The sequence below is a fragment of the Epilithonimonas zeae genome (assembly GCF_900141765.1).
GTDB classification, from domain to species: Bacteria; Bacteroidota; Bacteroidia; order Flavobacteriales; family Weeksellaceae; genus Epilithonimonas; species Epilithonimonas zeae.
Genome location: NZ_FSRK01000001.1, coordinates 854,222 through 870,524 on the forward strand (window position 1 = coordinate 854,222; position 16,303 = coordinate 870,524).

General features: G+C 34.0%; 18 protein-coding genes. 9 read left to right on the top strand and 9 right to left on the bottom strand.

Going from position 1 to position 16,303, the window contains the following annotated elements; translation table 11 throughout:
• Nucleotides 1-53: 53 nt before the first annotated feature.
• Nucleotides 54-986 (top strand): sulfate/molybdate ABC transporter ATP-binding protein, encoded by a 933-nt coding sequence (locus BUR19_RS03875; protein WP_074233599.1) that lies wholly within the window; start codon nucleotides 54-56, stop codon nucleotides 984-986.
• Nucleotides 987-1,245: 259 nt separating this feature from the next.
• Here the strand turns inward: BUR19_RS03875 and BUR19_RS03880 are convergent, their stop codons facing one another.
• Entirely contained in the window at nucleotides 1,246-1,578 is a 333-nt protein-coding gene (locus BUR19_RS03880) for a zinc ribbon domain-containing protein YjdM (protein WP_074233600.1), read from the bottom strand.
• Between the two features lie 202 nt (nucleotides 1,579-1,780).
• On the opposite strand from BUR19_RS03880, the gene gcvT reads away from it, so the two are divergent.
• Together gcvT and BUR19_RS03890 are read left to right on the top strand one after the other, a co-directional pair.
• A complete protein-coding gene (gene gcvT, locus BUR19_RS03885) occupies nucleotides 1,781-2,860 on the top strand; it encodes a glycine cleavage system aminomethyltransferase GcvT (RefSeq protein WP_074233601.1) in 1,080 nt (359 codons plus the stop codon).
• Between the two features lie 87 nt (nucleotides 2,861-2,947).
• Nucleotides 2,948-3,421, top strand: coding sequence for a PepSY-like domain-containing protein (locus BUR19_RS03890; protein WP_074233602.1), 474 nt, complete (start codon nucleotides 2,948-2,950; stop codon nucleotides 3,419-3,421).
• Nucleotides 3,422-3,474: 53 nt separating this feature from the next.
• Here BUR19_RS03890 and BUR19_RS03895 read toward each other — a convergent pair whose 3' ends face one another.
• Both BUR19_RS03895 and BUR19_RS03900 read right to left on the bottom strand, forming a co-directional pair.
• Entirely contained in the window at nucleotides 3,475-3,987 is a 513-nt protein-coding gene (locus BUR19_RS03895) for a glutathione peroxidase (RefSeq protein ID WP_379955513.1), read from the bottom strand.
• Between the two features lie 96 nt (nucleotides 3,988-4,083).
• Complete coding sequence (locus BUR19_RS03900) at nucleotides 4,084-4,878, bottom strand: helix-turn-helix transcriptional regulator (protein WP_074233604.1); 795 nt, start codon at nucleotides 4,876-4,878, stop codon at nucleotides 4,084-4,086.
• Between the two features lie 147 nt (nucleotides 4,879-5,025).
• Between BUR19_RS03900 and BUR19_RS03905 the strand changes: the two genes are divergently transcribed.
• From BUR19_RS03905 to BUR19_RS03920, 4 genes are all read left to right on the top strand, one after another.
• Nucleotides 5,026-6,399, top strand: a complete 1,374-nt coding sequence (locus tag BUR19_RS03905) for a T9SS type A sorting domain-containing protein (protein WP_083600633.1) — start codon at nucleotides 5,026-5,028, stop codon at nucleotides 6,397-6,399.
• A 105-nt stretch (nucleotides 6,400-6,504) separates the two neighbouring features.
• On the top strand, nucleotides 6,505-7,377 hold the full coding sequence (locus BUR19_RS03910; RefSeq protein ID WP_074233606.1) for a sugar phosphate isomerase/epimerase family protein: 873 nt from the start codon (nucleotides 6,505-6,507) through the stop codon (nucleotides 7,375-7,377).
• A gap of 167 nt (nucleotides 7,378-7,544) precedes the next feature.
• The gene (locus BUR19_RS03915; protein WP_074233607.1) at nucleotides 7,545-8,333 is read left to right on the top strand and encodes an FkbM family methyltransferase; all 789 of its coding nucleotides are present in this window, start codon (nucleotides 7,545-7,547) and stop codon (nucleotides 8,331-8,333) included.
• Between the two features lie 38 nt (nucleotides 8,334-8,371).
• The gene (locus tag BUR19_RS03920) at nucleotides 8,372-9,850 is read left to right on the top strand and encodes a lipopolysaccharide biosynthesis protein (RefSeq protein WP_074233608.1); all 1,479 of its coding nucleotides are present in this window, start codon (nucleotides 8,372-8,374) and stop codon (nucleotides 9,848-9,850) included.
• Between the two features lie 6 nt (nucleotides 9,851-9,856).
• Here the strand turns inward: BUR19_RS03920 and BUR19_RS03925 are convergent, their stop codons facing one another.
• From BUR19_RS03925 to BUR19_RS03955, 6 genes are all read right to left on the bottom strand, one after another.
• Entirely contained in the window at nucleotides 9,857-10,477 is a 621-nt protein-coding gene (locus BUR19_RS03925) for a hypothetical protein (RefSeq protein ID WP_074233609.1), read from the bottom strand.
• Nucleotides 10,478-10,777: 300 nt separating this feature from the next.
• Entirely contained in the window at nucleotides 10,778-11,026 is a 249-nt protein-coding gene (locus BUR19_RS03935; protein WP_139297258.1) for a hypothetical protein, read from the bottom strand.
• A gap of 1 nt (nucleotide 11,027) precedes the next feature.
• Nucleotides 11,028-11,300, bottom strand: a complete 273-nt coding sequence (locus BUR19_RS03940; protein WP_074233612.1) for a hypothetical protein — start codon at nucleotides 11,298-11,300, stop codon at nucleotides 11,028-11,030.
• Nucleotides 11,301-11,314: 14 nt separating this feature from the next.
• On the bottom strand, nucleotides 11,315-11,503 hold the full coding sequence (locus tag BUR19_RS03945; RefSeq protein WP_074233613.1) for a hypothetical protein: 189 nt from the start codon (nucleotides 11,501-11,503) through the stop codon (nucleotides 11,315-11,317).
• A gap of 362 nt (nucleotides 11,504-11,865) precedes the next feature.
• On the bottom strand, nucleotides 11,866-12,384 hold the full coding sequence (locus tag BUR19_RS03950; protein ID WP_074233614.1) for a hypothetical protein: 519 nt from the start codon (nucleotides 12,382-12,384) through the stop codon (nucleotides 11,866-11,868).
• A gap of 17 nt (nucleotides 12,385-12,401) precedes the next feature.
• Nucleotides 12,402-12,656, bottom strand: a complete 255-nt coding sequence (locus BUR19_RS03955; protein WP_074233615.1) for a hypothetical protein — start codon at nucleotides 12,654-12,656, stop codon at nucleotides 12,402-12,404.
• A gap of 280 nt (nucleotides 12,657-12,936) precedes the next feature.
• Between BUR19_RS03955 and glgB the strand changes: the two genes are divergently transcribed.
• Entirely contained in the window at nucleotides 12,937-14,883 is a 1,947-nt protein-coding gene (glgB, locus tag BUR19_RS03960) for a 1,4-alpha-glucan branching protein GlgB (RefSeq protein ID WP_074233616.1), read from the top strand.
• A 12-nt stretch (nucleotides 14,884-14,895) separates the two neighbouring features.
• Nucleotides 14,896-16,302 (top strand): glycogen synthase, encoded by a 1,407-nt coding sequence (locus BUR19_RS03965; RefSeq protein ID WP_074233617.1) that lies wholly within the window; start codon nucleotides 14,896-14,898, stop codon nucleotides 16,300-16,302.
• Nucleotide 16,303 lies beyond the last annotated feature (1 nt).

The following is a 16,303-nucleotide window of genomic DNA, read 5'->3' on the forward strand; positions in this document are numbered from 1 at the left end:
GTTTTTGCTAAAATAATAAAATTATCACGACTTCAAACTACTAATTTTACAAAATGCTTTTAGAAGTTAAAAACCTATATTTCAATTATCAGACCGATAAACCTTTATTCCAAAACTTAAATCTCAATGTAGATGAAGGTCAAATTATTGCGCTGGCAGGCGAGAGTGGCTGTGGAAAATCAACTTTGTTGAGTTTGATTTATGGTTTGATGGATTGGCAGGATGGACAAATAATTTTCGATGGAGAAAAACTCTTTGGTCCAAAAGCAAATCTTGTTCCCGGCGAATCTCAGATGAAATTTGTTGCGCAGAATTACGATTTGATGCCTTATGCAACGGTTGCTGATAATGTGGGGAAATTCATTTCTAATATCAATCTGAAGTCGAAAAAAGAAAAGGTTGAAGAATTGTTAGATGTCGTTGGTTTAACAGATTATGCTAAAGTTTTGCCTAAAAATCTGAGTGGTGGACAACAACAACGTGTTGCAATTGCCCGTGCTTTGGCAGTTCTTCCAAAGATGCTTCTACTAGATGAACCTTTTAGTAATTTGGATTTTTCCAGAAAATTTGAATTGCGTGATAAATTATTCAATTATGTAAAGCAAAATAATCTAAGTCTTTTGATTTCGACGCACAATCTGGAAGAAGTTTTACCTTGGGCAGATAAAATTGTGGTTTTGCAGCAAGGTCGATTAATTCAAAATGATTCGCCGAAAGAAACTTACGAAAATCCTTACAACGATTATGTTGCGAAGCTTTTAGGTGAAGTCAATATTTTTTCAGACGAAGAAAAAATTCAATTCAATCTTTCTAAGAAACATTATTTCCCACATCAGATAAAATTTTCTGAAAATGGAGTAGAGGCAACTGTTATAGAAAGCCTTTTTGCAGGTTCACATTACAGAAATAAACTCAGAATTAATGATAAATCAATCGTTGTTTACTCTCAAAACTTACTTTCTGGAAACGTCTTTTTAGAATTTTAAATTCCGTAATCTGAAAAATGTTGATAAAATATGGATAACTTATACATTTTCAGTTTGTTGAATAAATAAAAATTTATAATTTTGACAAACGAAAATACATCAGGAAATTTTTGGTTAATTCTCTTTCTGCCTTAGGGACTGGAAATTAGTTTCGTTTCTGCGAACAATCAGAGTCTTTGAAAGTTTACCCTGCCAAATTTTTCCTTTTTTATTTAAAAACCCCATCAAAACTGACGGGATTTACTTCTTTAATATTTAATTATGCCTTTTTCACAAACTCAGACTTCAAAGCCATAGAGCCGAAGCCGTCAATTTTGCAATCGATATTATGGTCGGAATCCGGACGAAGACGGATGTTTTTAACTTTAGTTCCAGCTTTTACAGGTTTTGGAGCACCTTTTACTGGTAAATCTTTGATTACAATTACAGAATCTCCATTTTGTAATTCTTTCCCAAGAGAATCGAAAATCTTTCCTTCAGTTGAAACTTCCGCAGGATCCCATTCATGAAAACATTGGGAACAAACTTGCAGATTATCTTGTTCGTAAGTGAATTCGGATTGGCATTTAGGACAAAGAATTATATCGCTCATAGTTTTTAATTTGAGATGCAAAGGTATGATTAATACATTTATTCTGAAATGAGATAATTCATAAGACAAGAAAATTCATCATTAATCATTTATAATTCATCATTAATTTTTAGATTTGTGCGCAACTAAAAATAAATCGTTAAAATAAAAATGAAATGCTTCTGCGTTCCATCTAACCATTAAAAAAATAAATCAGTAGTAGATGAAAAAAACCGCTTTATACGATAAACACGTTTCTCTAGGCGCTAAAATCGTTCCGTTTGCAGGATTCGAAATGCCTGTTCAATATTCAGGAGTTACAGAAGAACATTTTGCTGTCCGCGAAAAAGCGGGAATTTTTGATGTGTCTCATATGGGACAGTTTTTTATCGAAGGTCCTGCTGCAAAAGATTTGTTGCAATTTGTGACTTCTAATAATGTTGACGCTTTGGAAAACGGAAAAGCGCAATATTCTTGCCTTCCGAATGAAAATGGCGGAATTGTAGATGATCTGATTGTTTACAAAATCGAAGATGAAAAGTATTTTGTAGTCGTAAACGCTTCCAATATTGACAAAGACTGGAATCACATTGCAAAATACAATGAAAAATTCGGAGCAAAAATGACGAATGCTTCAGATGAGATGTCGTTAATTGCTATCCAAGGTCCAAAAGCGACTGAAATTCTTCAAAAACTAACCGAAACAGATTTGCCTTCAATTCCATATTATCATTTCACAATTGGTTCTGTAGCTGGTTTTTCTGATGTGATTATTTCCAATACAGGTTATACAGGAAGTGGCGGTTTTGAGATTTATTTTGATAATAAATATGCAGAACAGCTTTGGGATGCGTTGACGGAAGCTGGAAAAGAATTTGGAATGATTCCTTGCGGATTGGCTTCCAGAGACACTTTAAGATTGGAAAAAGGATTCTGTCTTTACGGGAATGATATAGATGATACAACTTCTCCTCTTGAAGCTGGATTGGGTTGGATTACGAAATTCGATAAAGATTTTGTGAACAAAGCATTCTTGGAAAATCAAAAAGCCGAAGGTGTTTCCAAAAAATTAGTTGGTTTCGAAATGCAGGAAAGAGCTGTGCCTAGACAACATCACGAAGTTGTAGATGCTGAAGGTAATATTATAGGTGAAGTTACTTCCGGAACAATGTCACCAATGAGAAAAGTAGGAATTGGTTTAGCTTATGTTGATAAACCAAACTTTAAACTAGGTTCGGAGATTTTTATCAGAATCAGAAATAAAGATATTCCTGCGAAAGTGGTGAAATTACCTTTTGTATAATAATTCAGATTTAAAATAAAAATAAAGCGACTATTTGGTCGCTTTTTTGATTTATAAGATTTATTAAATTTAAAAAAATAATTTATTATGAAATTGAATAAACTAAGTTTGGCAATGTTGTTCGTAGGAACATTATTGCTCCAAGCTACTGGTAAAATTGATTTAAAGATTAATTCTGAGATTTCAAATCTAACAAATCTTTCTGCTTTTTATCAACAAATGCCAGCGAATGTCAAAAGCTTCCTGGCGAAATATTACCCTAAAGCAACAGTTATAAAATATGAAGCAAAAACAACTTTAGTCGGCAAAAAGTATGAAGTAAAACTGAATAACGGCGCAGAAATCGATTTTGACAAAAATGGAAACTGGGAAGAAATCAGTGATAAGAAAGGTGTTCCAAACGTTTTGATTCCTGCAAAAATCAAATCTTACCTCAATCAGCATTATAAAGGTGCAGCTGTAGAAAGTATCGATAAAGATGGAAACAAAATCAAAATTGATTTGCTCAACGACATCGATTTGGAATTCGATAAAAATGGAAATTTTTTGAGAGTTGACTAAAATAAAAAGCGTTCAAAATCTGAACGCTTTTTTATTTGTATAGAGAGCTAAATCTATTTCAAATATTTCGTAATACTTTCACTCATTGGATTGGTTGTACTCACAAAACTATCAATGATGTTTCCTTTTTCATCCAAAAGAATCTTGGTAAAGTTCCAAAGGATTTTTGTGTTTTTTACGCCGTTTTCTTTTTTATCTGTCAAGAATTTATAAATCGGGGCAATATCATCTCCTTTCACAGAAATCTTCGCTGCCATTGGAAATTGAACACCGTAATTTCTTTGGCAGAAAGTAGCAATCTCATGGTTGGCTCCAGGTTCTTGTCCTCCAAAATTATTAGCTGGAAAACCAACGACAACCAATTTGTTTTTGTACTGTTCATAAAGTTTTTCCAAATCTGCATATTGAGGCGTGAAACCGCATTCGGAAGCGGTGTTGACAACCAATATTTTTTTGCCTTTGAATTTAGAAAAATCAATGGTGGAACCGTCCAAAGCTTCCACTTTGAAACTGTGGATTGATTTTGCCTGCGCCTTATTTTTTGAAAATCCGAATAATGATAGCATAATGATGAATAAATATTTCATAAAGATAATTTAAAAATCAAATTTAAAACAAGTTTAGGAATTAGTTATTGTTCTTAGTAATAATTAACAAATACTTTAGATATATCCCCATTCCAAAGCTTTCTTTATGAGTTCTGATGTTTTTGCGCACTCTGTTTTTTGAAAAATGTTCCTACGATGCGTAGTGACGGTGTGGTAAGAAATGTCTAATGCTTCTGAAATTTGTTTTGCAGATTGACCCAAAGCTAATAAGGATAATATTTCTATTTCTCTTTTTGTGAGAGCATTTGGTGGTGTTTGTTTATCAGTTTGTTTTTTATAATGTATTTGATGAAAGTCATTATGGTTTCCAATTCCTACAACAAGAACAGTATAAGAATTAATTTGAGTTATGTGTTGAATATTGGTATGGATGTTAACGGCTTGTAGTAACCTTCCGTCTTCGCTTTTGGCTATATGCAGAGATTGATGATGAAACATTTCGTAGTTTCCTTTATGGGTTCTCATACGGAAACAATAACTACATTTTAAATTCTGTTGATGTTCCCAGCCTATTTCCTGCATTTTTTCTATTGTTATTTTTTCTGCTTCCAGCACAAAATCAAGATCATCGGGGTGGATTAAATCAATAATTTCTTTAAGATATTTTGGATATCTGTTTAATCCATGAATTTTAAGCATATTAATATGAGGACTTATAATAGTGCTATCAGGAATATTGATAGCATAATAATAGAATTCTCCAATAGCAAACATTTCACCTATAATTTGTTCAAATGGAGGTGGACTTGAAATTGTTTTTGCTGTATTACTAAGTGAATGAGGATAGGCATTCCAAACCTTCAGTAGTGGATGTGCTTTTTTTGAGCTTATTGAGTAATTCTTATCCATAGTTGTGGTTTTTTATAAAATTAATAAAAATTATTAATAAAAATACCTTTTTTGAGGTATTTACTCGTATTTGTTTTGACGTATACATTTGCTGATAATAATAACAATGAAAAATTCTCATTATAGAATAACCTTAAAATCAATGATATGAAAACAAAATTTACTTTACTTGTATTAGTTGGATTATTTACAATGTTTGGAGCACAATCCACTGCGCCAGAATTACTATGGCAAAAAACAATATCGCCAGTTAATAACAGCACTTTGATGTATTCCGGAGGAAGTGTTCAGCTCTCAGACGGCAGTTATGTTTTTACTGGAAGTAGTAATACGTTTATTCCTCAGATTAATAAAGTTAATAGCAATGGAGATCTCTTATGGCAAAAAACATTGCCAGACTTGTTTAACAACATTCCCTTTTTATTGGGTAAGGATAGTAATGAAAATTTATACTTCATAACTGAAAATGCAGGAAACAATAATCCATCTTTTGTGAAGTTGGATTTAAACGGTAATGTAATATGGACAAAAACTATTACAGTTAATAATCAAGAAACCTTTGTAGTTGATATGGATATATTGGCAGATGGTAGCATCATCCTGAGCGGCGATTTTGAAGATGACACATCTTTAAGTTATTTCTTTGGTAAATATGATACAAATGGTAATCAGCTGTGGATTAAAACAAGAACCTATACGCAGTATCCCGGATCTATGATTTTTGATACAGTTCCTTTGGCTGATGGCGGTTTTGCTTTGGTAGGTGAAACAGTTTATTACGACGAAGAAACTGATATCGAAAACGAATACGGATGGATTGCAAAATACAATGCTTCCCGTGATCTGGTTTGGGAGAACACTTACATATCAGAAGGTGAAAGCATCTATGAAAAAGGATTAATCAATAATGCCGGTGAACTTTTGGTTGCCGGTGTTAATCACGAATCGGCAACAAAAACTCTTTTGACTAAAAAGAGTAGTTCCGGCAATACAATTTGGACCAATAATTATTTTGGAGATAATTATTATGATATCGCACTAACTCCAGGAACCGATAACGGCTATCTTCTTTCTTTTTCAGAATTTAACAGTAACAATTCCATCATCAAAAAAATAACAGAAACAGGAGTTACCGCTTGGGAACACAATTACAAAGATTTGGTTGGAGAAAACAACAGATTCAGCACCTTTATAAAAACCAATGATAATAATCTTTTTGCGATGTCTTTGAAAGATAATAACTATGCGTTGTACAAATTTGGTGGAACGCTTGCCGTTCAAGATTTGAGCAAATCAATAATTGGTGTTTATCCAAATCCTGTAAAAAATATGTTGCAAATCAAGTCTAAAGAAAATATATCAGGTTTTGAAATTTATTCCCAAGACGGTAAAAAAATTGTATCTGGACAAAATGAAAATGTTTCAAAACTTGACTTTTCTAATCTTCCGAACGGAAATTATATTCTAAAACTTAAAACCAAACTAAACGAAGAATCATTTAAAATCATCAAATCAAACTAACTACTCCTAATTTTTCTCTCTCAAAACCTGCCATTTCTCGGTAGGTTTTTTGTTTTTATAGCATTTCAAAAAATATAAATATCTTTAAACCATCGAAAATCAAAAATGAATAGAAAAGATTTTATAAGCTTGTCCGGATTGGGATTTTTGGGTTTATATGCTTGCGGAACTTCAAATTTTATGGATAATAGAAAACCTTTAGCCATCCAGTTGTACACGATTCGGGATGCTGTGGCCGCGAATCTGGAAAAAGCTCTAGAACGCTTAGCTCAATTAGGTTTCAAGCAACTCGAAATCTACGGTTACGATGGGAAATTTTTTGGAAAAACCAGATCGGAATTCCTATCGATTATGAAGAATTTAGGATTAGAAGTCATCAGTTCTCATCATACAACTGGAATTATTCACAATAGCAGAGGCACACTTCTTAATGACTGGGAAAAATCCGTTGAAGATTTACATTTTATCGGGTCAAAATATATGGTTTGTTCTTATCTTTTCGATGAAGAAAGATCTTCAGAACAATATAAAAAACTTCCGGAATTACTCAATAAATCAGGCGAAGTAACAAACAAAACAGGAATCGATTTCGCTTATCACAACCACGATTTCGAATTTGAAAAATTCGAAGATAAAACAGTTTATGATTTCATTTTAGAAAATACTGATTCTGATTTGGTTAAAATGGAACTTGACCTATATTGGATTTCAAAAGCTGGATTCAATCCGTTGGATTATTTCGAAAGATATCCGAAGAGATTTCCGCTGTGGCACGTGAAAAATATGAAAGCCGGAAGTCAAGATTTTGCCGAAATTGGAAATGGAACCATTGATTTTAAATCCATTTTCGAAGCCAAAGAAAAAGCAGGTCTCAAATATTGGTTTTTAGAACAGGATTCTAGTGACAAAGATATTTTTGAAAGCATAAAAATTAGTAAAAATTATATTGATAATCATTCTTATTTCAAGACAAAATAGCTAAGCTGAAGCGTCTTTGCGAATCTTATAAACATATTCAATATTCAAAAAAAAAACTTGCGCACTTTGCGTTTAAATCACTCAAAAAATCATTCTCTTAACAAAGTTTTATGATTTGTAAAATAAATGCCTTTTCTTTGCCGTTGTTTTCTTTATGACCAAAATCGATGAGTGTTTACAGTCAGCTTGCTGAGAATCTACAGTACATTTCGCCGTCTTATTACAAAAGCAGATTTTTCAAAAAACTGAAAGGTTTGACTGCACAAAATCTTTTGGAAAGAAAAGTAGAGCCAGAGTTTCTTTGGATTAAAGAAGTTTTGGGAAAAGATTCAGTTTTTATGGATGTTGGAGCCAATGTCGGCGCTTATCTTTTCACTTTGGAAAATCATCTTAAGCCGGAAAATATTTTCGCTTTTGAGCCTAATCAACAATTGTTCAAAAGATTAGGGCGATTATTTCCAAAAGTCAATTTATTTTCTGTGGCTTTGTCTGATATTTCTACCATTGCTGAATTCAAAATTCCTGTGATTAATGGCGAAAAAATCCATACGAGAGGAACTTTACAAACTTCTATCAAAGAAAAAAATGAAGAAAAAACAATTCTTCAAAAAGTTGAAGTAAGGCCTTTGGATGAACTCAATCACAATCTTAAAAAACTCGATTTTATTAAAATTGATGTGGAAGGGAATGAGATGCAGACTTTGAGAGGAGCCAGAAAAACAATCGAGAAATATAAGCCAATTCTGATGGTTGAGATGGAGCAACGTCATCATCAGGAAAATCTTTGGACTTTGATTTCCGAGATTGCGGATTGGGGCTATTCCGTAAATTATTTGGATAGAGAAAAATTACAACCAAAAATTCTCACAGAAGAATTCCTGAATCTGCAGAATCCGGATAATGTTAAGAATTATAAAGATTACATCAACAATATAATTTTTCTTCCAAAGGCTTAGAAACCTTAACCCAAAACTTAGAACTTTAAATAAAAACTATGAGTGTCGTAGCAAGACAAGGTGTAAAATATTCGATCATTGGTTATCTCGGTTTTTTGCTGGGAACGTTTTCGGCTATTTTCATTTTTCCTTACGATATGGAGTTTTACGGAAAGCTCCGTTATATCTTGCCTACAGCCGAAATCATCGTTCCGATTATCGTCTTTGGATTGAGTTTTTCCAACGTCAAATTCTTTGCAAAAGTGAATGCAGACGGGAAACATCACAATATGTTAAGCCTTTCTTTGTTGGCTGTTGTCATTAATTTTTTAATTGTTGTAGGTGGATTTTTCCTCATTGCTTATCTGTTTCCCGACTTCAAAAAACTGGAGGTTTGGAAAATGAAAAATCTGATTTTGCCACTGGCTTTGGTTCTGGCTTTATCGTCTGTCTTTAATAAATTTTTGACCAATTATAAAAGAGTAGTAGTTCCTAATATCTTCGAGAATTTTGTTCCGAAATTGGCCAATCTTGGTGCGTTTTGTCTGTTTTTCTTTATGGGATTTGCGGAAAAATCGGCGTACGGATTTTTCTTTATGATGTTCGTGATTTCGTTCTTTGGTTATGGACTTTACACGAATAGATTGGAAAAAGTCAGGTTCGATTTTGACTTAGGCTATTTCAAAAAAGACAATCTTTATCGTGAAATTTTAACTTATAGTTTCTTCGGATTTTTAGGAAATATCGGAAATTACATCGCTATCAAAATTGACAGTTATATGATTGGCGAATTCATCAGTTTTGAGGAAAATGGGATTTACAATAATATTTATTCCATTATTTCTCTGATTGTTGTTCCGCAGATGGGATTGTTCAACCTGTCAGCACCGATTATTAATAAGGTTTTGGCGAATGGAGATTACAATGAGTTAGACAGATTTCACAAGAAAACCTCACTCAGTTTGTTTTTTCTTGGCTTGGTTTTGTTTTGTTGCATCGCCGTTGGATTCCCGTATTTAGCGGACTTTATGAAGAATGGAGAAGATTTGCGTTCTTCTGAGCCGATTGTCTGGGTTCTCGGATTTGCAATGTTGTTTGATTTGGCAACAGGATTCAATGGCCATATTATTTCCCTTTCCAAATATTACAAATTCAATATTGTGGTGATGCTGATTTTAGCAGTTTTGACCATCACAACCAATCTACTTTTCCTTAAACATACGGACTTGGGAATTTTAGGAATTGCGATTGCTTATGCGATTTCTCTGTCGTTGTTTAATATAATCAAAATCGTTTTCAATTATATTAAATTCAAAGTTTTTCCTTTGGGAATTGAGATGATTTATGCCATGATTTTAGGCTGTATTTCTATCAATATTGCAATTTTTCTTCCGGATTTCAAGCTGAACATTCTCAATCTTTTCTACAAGCCAGCTGTCGTTTTGATATTGCTTTTCATCGGTAATTATTTCCTGAAAATCTATCCGTTGGATAAATATCTTAACAAAACTTTTGTTAAGAGTTTGTTTAAATTTTAATTACGATTAATCATATTTCGGGAAAATCAGAATCTCTTGATTTTTACCAGTTTTATTAGAAATTTTGGTCTGTTTGAGACAATTTCCCTTCTTGTCTTTTTCTATGCAACTGATTGATAATTCATCAATTGGTTTGTTGTCTTTTCCAGTAATTACAATCTTGTAAAGTTCATTGTTAGAATAATGAAATTGTCTTGTATTGAAAGTCTCAAAGTTATCTGCAATTTTATCAATGCTGCCATTTTTGTTGTAATGATAGATGCTTTCGTTCTGTTTGTATTGCTTCTTGGTGTAACAGCTGATTCGTTCACGTTGATTGGGTTTCCAGCGGGTTTTGCAGTAATAAGAGTCTTTGTCCGGATATCGTTCTACCGTAAACCACAATTTCTTTTCGGTTTCCTGCAAAAGATTTCCATTAGAATCAAATGTTTTCGAATATTTGATACGACCATTTTTGGTAAATGTCAATTCCTTTTTATGAAGCAGCTTTTTCTGATTGTTGGAAGTGTCATAAATCTCTTCTGTCGCTGATTTTATGTCTTCGGGAAGAAGATGGGCTTTGGTGTACTTTTTTGTAGTACAGGCTTGTAAAAACAAAATAAACAATATAACATACAGAACTCTCATAATCGTAATTTGAAAATGTGGAGCAAAATTCTTTCCAATTTGTAAGAATTTAAAGTGTTGAAAACAGATTTAGGCCGTTAACGATTTTCAAGCCACTATTTTTCACTTACATAAGTCTTATCCAACTCGTATTGTTCGGTTTTGTTATTAAATTTAAAAGTGGTAACCTGAATTTTTGAAGGATTATAAGGTTCCAATTCTTCGGACGATTGTATGGTCCACAAACCGTCTTTTCTGTAATGAATTTCGGATTTTTCAAGTAATCCATAAACGCCAATTTATAGTAATTGTCAGATTGATTTAAAAACAATCCGTACATACAACCACCGGTTCCGCAGGCGCCGAGATAAACCAAAATATCATATAAATTGGGGTAGAAGTAGTAGCTACGAACCAAATATCAATTAAAATAGCATCGTTCTTGGCTTCAAAATGAAATTCATAGGCCAATTGTTTTTCCTCAAATGCTGAAAAACCAAATGCTTTGAGGAAACTAAAATGTTTCTCAATGCTTTCTTTTGTATCTGTGTAAAAACCTTTTGATTTCATATTATTTCCATTCATAAGATAGCGCCCGAACAATATTCGCAATGGCTTTATCCGCTAAATTATAATTTTCAGCAATAAAAGAATGACTAGCCTTGCATCCTAAAACGATATCATAATCATTCCATAATTCGTAGGCGCCACCTTTTGTCCAGATTTCGTTGAATAAATTTAATTCATTATCACTTAATGTTTTATCCTGAATTACAAACTCACGAAACGTCCACGGTTGTTCCCAATTGTCGAAGCTTAATATTTGGTTTTCCAATGTTTTCATATCAGTTTTTAGATTTAGATTTTATTTTTAATGTTTGAAGATTTTTTTAAAATAATCATACTGAGTAGCGCTCCAACAACCAAACCAGCCAACAGATAATATTCCAAATTCATATCCTGAAAATGAATTCTGGGTATATCAGCTTCTGAAGTAAATTCGGCTCTTCTTAAAATGTCATTGATCTGAGCAACTTTAAATTTCATATAAAGCACTCTCATTAACAAAAATAGGACTCCGGAAATTATGATTATGAGTAAAGAAAGTAATTGCCGTTTGGCCGAATAGATTTTACAATAATTTTTGACAATCAGGTATAAGAAAGGGATTATTCCAAATGAGAAAATAAAAATCAGCATCGGGAAAATATGATGGGTTAAGCTCGAACTGTCACTAAATAATATATTTTCACCCGTAATTCCAGCTACAAAAAACGATAAAAACCAATCTCTAATTAGAAAGGCAAAGAGGCACAGCGACAATGATAATACGATAATAATTGCTTTCTTTTTCATAGTGGTTTAAGTTTGTGATTTGTAAATACTCTTCTTAAATTTCTTGTATTATCTTAGTTTTTTTTCATTGTCGAAAAAATGAGCAGCATATTATTGAGATTTTTGTTGGATTTGGTATTTCCAAAAATATGAAGCAATTCATTCCAGTTCTCACCACTTTTACTGTCAATAATAGTTTGGACAGAGTAGTTGCCATCACAGTTATAGACTGTCCAATTAGAATCTTGACCAAGTATTCTATTCTTCTTATTTTCTGTTGTACAGCTTTTACTATCTGGAGGAAACTGGCTGGGATGATTTCCAAAATAAAAACCACCAGAAAAATCTGTTTTTTTTGTGCTGTCTGCAGGATAAAAATGGTAAACGGAAAAGTCTTCTCCGTTAGTTTCTTCTATCACATAATCTTTGGGAAGCGAAATGTAATAATTGCTTTTTCCGATTTGTCTTTCTACCAAAGTTTTAAGAAACTCATTGTCTGCGTCATTACTTTTAGACACTTTATCACTATTTTCTTTGCAGCTGTACAATAGTAATAATGTAAATAATGCGAAAATTTTCAGTTGTGTTTTCATATTCCCTGCGTTTTTTACTAAATTTTATTTTGCTTTTGCACTATCAGATTTTGGAGGAAGCGGAATCTGATTTTGAGAATTTGGTCGTGGTCCACATTGTTGTCGGTACGTTGATTTAGTAATTCTGGTTGGTCAAAATATTTTTGTAAGTCACAGAGTTTGTAAATTTCTGTCAATGTTAATTTTTCACTTGGGATTTTCTCCAAAAATTGTAGAAAATCTCCGCCAAAATCACTTCCAAATGCAATATCTTTCCATTTTTCTATAAACATAATTTCTATTTTATTTCAGTTAGTGTTTTTTGTTGTAGCGTCGTCTTGTAAAGTGGCACACAACTCCCCAATTTAAACATTGCGTCAATACAAGACATAAAAACTTGCGCTTATCCTTTTTATAATTTACAAGATGCAATATAGAAGCTTGTTAAATTTAATACTAATTAACAAAATTATTATAATGCTGTACCGATTAATTTCGCTATCTTGGTAAAGGTATTATAATTGCTAACAAGTCATCATTTATAATTAGTCATTCATCATTTATACTTAACCTATGTCGGTTCTGCCTTACTCACTATTCTCCGATTTTGATATTTATCTTTTCCGTTCGGGAAAACACACGAGGCTCTACGAAAAGTTCGGTTCTCATAAAGTGGAGGTCGATGGAGTTTCCGGTGTTTATTTTGCCGTTTGGGCACCAACAGCAACAGAGGTTTCTGTAATGGGAAATTTCAACAATTGGGATTCTTTTTCTCACAAGTTGGCTGGACGTTGGGATCAATCTGGGATTTGGGAAGGTTTTATCCCAGACTTGGATTTTGGTGAAGTTTATAAATATGGCATCAGAACAACCGACGGAATTTTATTAGAAAAAGCGGATCCGTATGGACTCTGTTTTGAGAATGCTCTACAGGCAGGTTCTGCAGTTTGTACCACTTGGTATGAGTGGCAGGACAAAGAATGGATGGAAAAACGCTGGCGATACAACAGTCTCGAATCTCCGATTTCGGTTTACGAAATGCATCTAGGTTCGTGGATGCGTGATCCAAATAATCCTGAACGTTTTCTTAGTTATGGCGAAATAGCGGACAAATTAGTCTCCTATATCAAAGCAATGAATTTTACACACGTAGAATTCATGCCGATTATGGAATATCCATACGACCCGAGTTGGGGTTATCAGATTACGGGATTTTACGCGGCGACTTCCAGATTCGGTGGTCCACAGGAGTTGATGTATTTGATTTCTGAACTTCATAAAAATAATATCGGTGTTTTTCTGGATTGGGTTCCGTCTCATTTTCCGGGAGATGCCAATGGATTACACCGTTTTGATGGTTCTTTTTTATATGAACACGAGGACCCAAGAAAAGGCTTTCATCCCGACTGGAAGTCTTATATTTTCAATTACGGAAGACCGGAAGTCAAATCTTTCCTGATTTCAAATGCAATATTTTGGCTTGACCGTTATCACGCCGATGGTTTACGTGTGGATGCTGTAACATCTATGCTTCATCTCGACTACTCCAGAAACGATGGTGAATGGGAACCAAATATCTACGGCGGAAACGTCAATCTAGAAGCAAAACAGTTTTTGCAGGATTTCAATACGGCAGTTTATAAAGAATTTCCAGATGTTCAGACGATTGCAGAAGAAAGTTCCGATTTTCCAAAATTAACCAAACCAGTTCACGATGACGGAATTGGTTTTGGGATGAAATGGATGATGGGCTGGATGCACGATACATTGGATTATTTCAAAGAAGATCCGATCAACCGGAAATATCATCACAACAAAATCACGTTCACGAGCACCTATATGTATAATGAAAATTATATGATGCCGTTGTCTCACGACGAGGTGGTGCACGGAAAAAGCAGTCTGATCTACAAAATGCCGGGCGACGAATGGCAGAAATTTGCCAATCTACGCGCAATGTATGTTTATATGTTCACGAATCCGGGAGCGAAATTGCTTTTTATGGGAGATGAGTTTGCCCAAACCAACGAATGGAATTTCACAAGTTCTCTCGATTGGCACTTGCTTCAGTATCCAGTTCATAAGAATCTTCAAGAGTTTGTTCGGGATTTGAATTTCTTATACAAAACACATCCTGCTTTATATGAATTGCAATTTTCGCCTTATGGTTATGAATGGGTTGATGGCGACGATAGTGATAACTCGATTTTTATTTATCTCAGAAAAAGCAAATACGACAAAGAAGTTCTGATGACTGTTCTGAATTTAACACCCAATAGTTTCGATTACAGAATTGGCGTGGATGAAAATACAGATTGGAAAGTAATCCTGAATTCCGACGAAGAAAAATACAGCGGAAGTGGAGTAGAAGCCGTCATTTCCCAAAGATTAGATGAAGGCTGGAATAACAGAAAGAACTCAATCATTATAAAATTACCACCCTTATCAGGTTTGGTATTGAAACAAAGTAAACTAATAAAGAAATCTAAAATTGCAGATTTCCTGAAACGTAAAAAATAAACTAAGAAATATATGAAAGTATTTCACCTTTCTATGGAATGCTATCCTGTCGCAAAAGTCGGTGGACTGGCGGACGTGGTGGGCGCTTTACCCAAATATCAAAACAAAATGGGATTGGATGCCAGCGTGATAATGCCTTGGTACAACAAGCCGTTTTTCTACAATCACGACTTCGATATTGTGTTTGATGGTTTCATTCATCAATCGTCACACATGTATCAGGTTCAGGTTTTCAAAGAGAAGGATAAATCTTTAGGTTTTGATTTGTATTTGGTTAAAATTCCGGGACTTTTGGATAGAGAAAATGTCTATGGTTATTGGGATGAAAGTGAACAGTTCATTGCTTTTCAGCACGGGGTTTTGCATTGGCTGAGTGCGATGCAGATTCGTCCGGATGTCTTTCATTGCCATGATTATCATACAGGATTAGTCCCTTTTATGATTGATAACTGTTATGAATTCAGATTCCTGAAAGGTGTCAAAACCATCGGAACGATTCATAATGGTGAGTATCAAGGAAGTATGAATTGGCAGATGTCCAGTTTTCTTCCCCATTTCGATGGTCAAAACTCTGGATTATTGGATTGGAACGGAAGAATCAATCCGATGGCTACGATGATTAAGACTTGTAATGCTTTCAATGCGGTTTCGGGTGGTTATCTGGAAGAGTTATTTTACAGCTTCCAGGGTCTTGAGCCATTGATGAATCAGGAACGCCAAAAAGCTTTCGGAATCATCAACGGAATTGATACCGAAGTTTGGGATCCGCAAACTGATGATATGTTGAAATTCAATTTCAACAGAGATTATGCAGAAGAAGGAAAGTGGGAAAACAAAAAAGCCATTTGCGCAGAATATGGACTCAATCCCAATCTTCCGCTTTTCGGTTTCATAGGACGATTTGCTGGTGAAAAAGGTGCTGACCTTTTACCAGAGATTGTTGAAAAAAGTATTCAGGAAACCAATGGCTCTTTGAACATTATTGTCTTAGGTTCCGGAAATCCAAAAATTGAGAACAGACTGAAGGAATTACAATATCAATTTAATATTAATTTTGCGATAGATTTGGGTTACAAAGAATATTTGTCACATCAGATTTACGCTTCGGCAGATTTCTTGCTAATGCCAAGTCGGGTAGAGCCTTGTGGACTGAACCAAATGTACTCTATGAGATATGGAACGATTCCTATTGTGAGATATACAGGCGGTTTACGAGATACGGTTCAGGATATTTCAACCGGTGGTAGTGGACTCAATTTTACCAATGCTGGTGCGGAAGATGCTGTTCACGCAATAAAAAGAGCGTTACACATTTACAGTCAGAAAGATTTGATGAAAGGTTTGATTTTTAGTAATATGTCTTTTGATTTTTCTTGGGAGAAATCAGCACAGAATTATTCTCAGCTTTATAACTACTAAA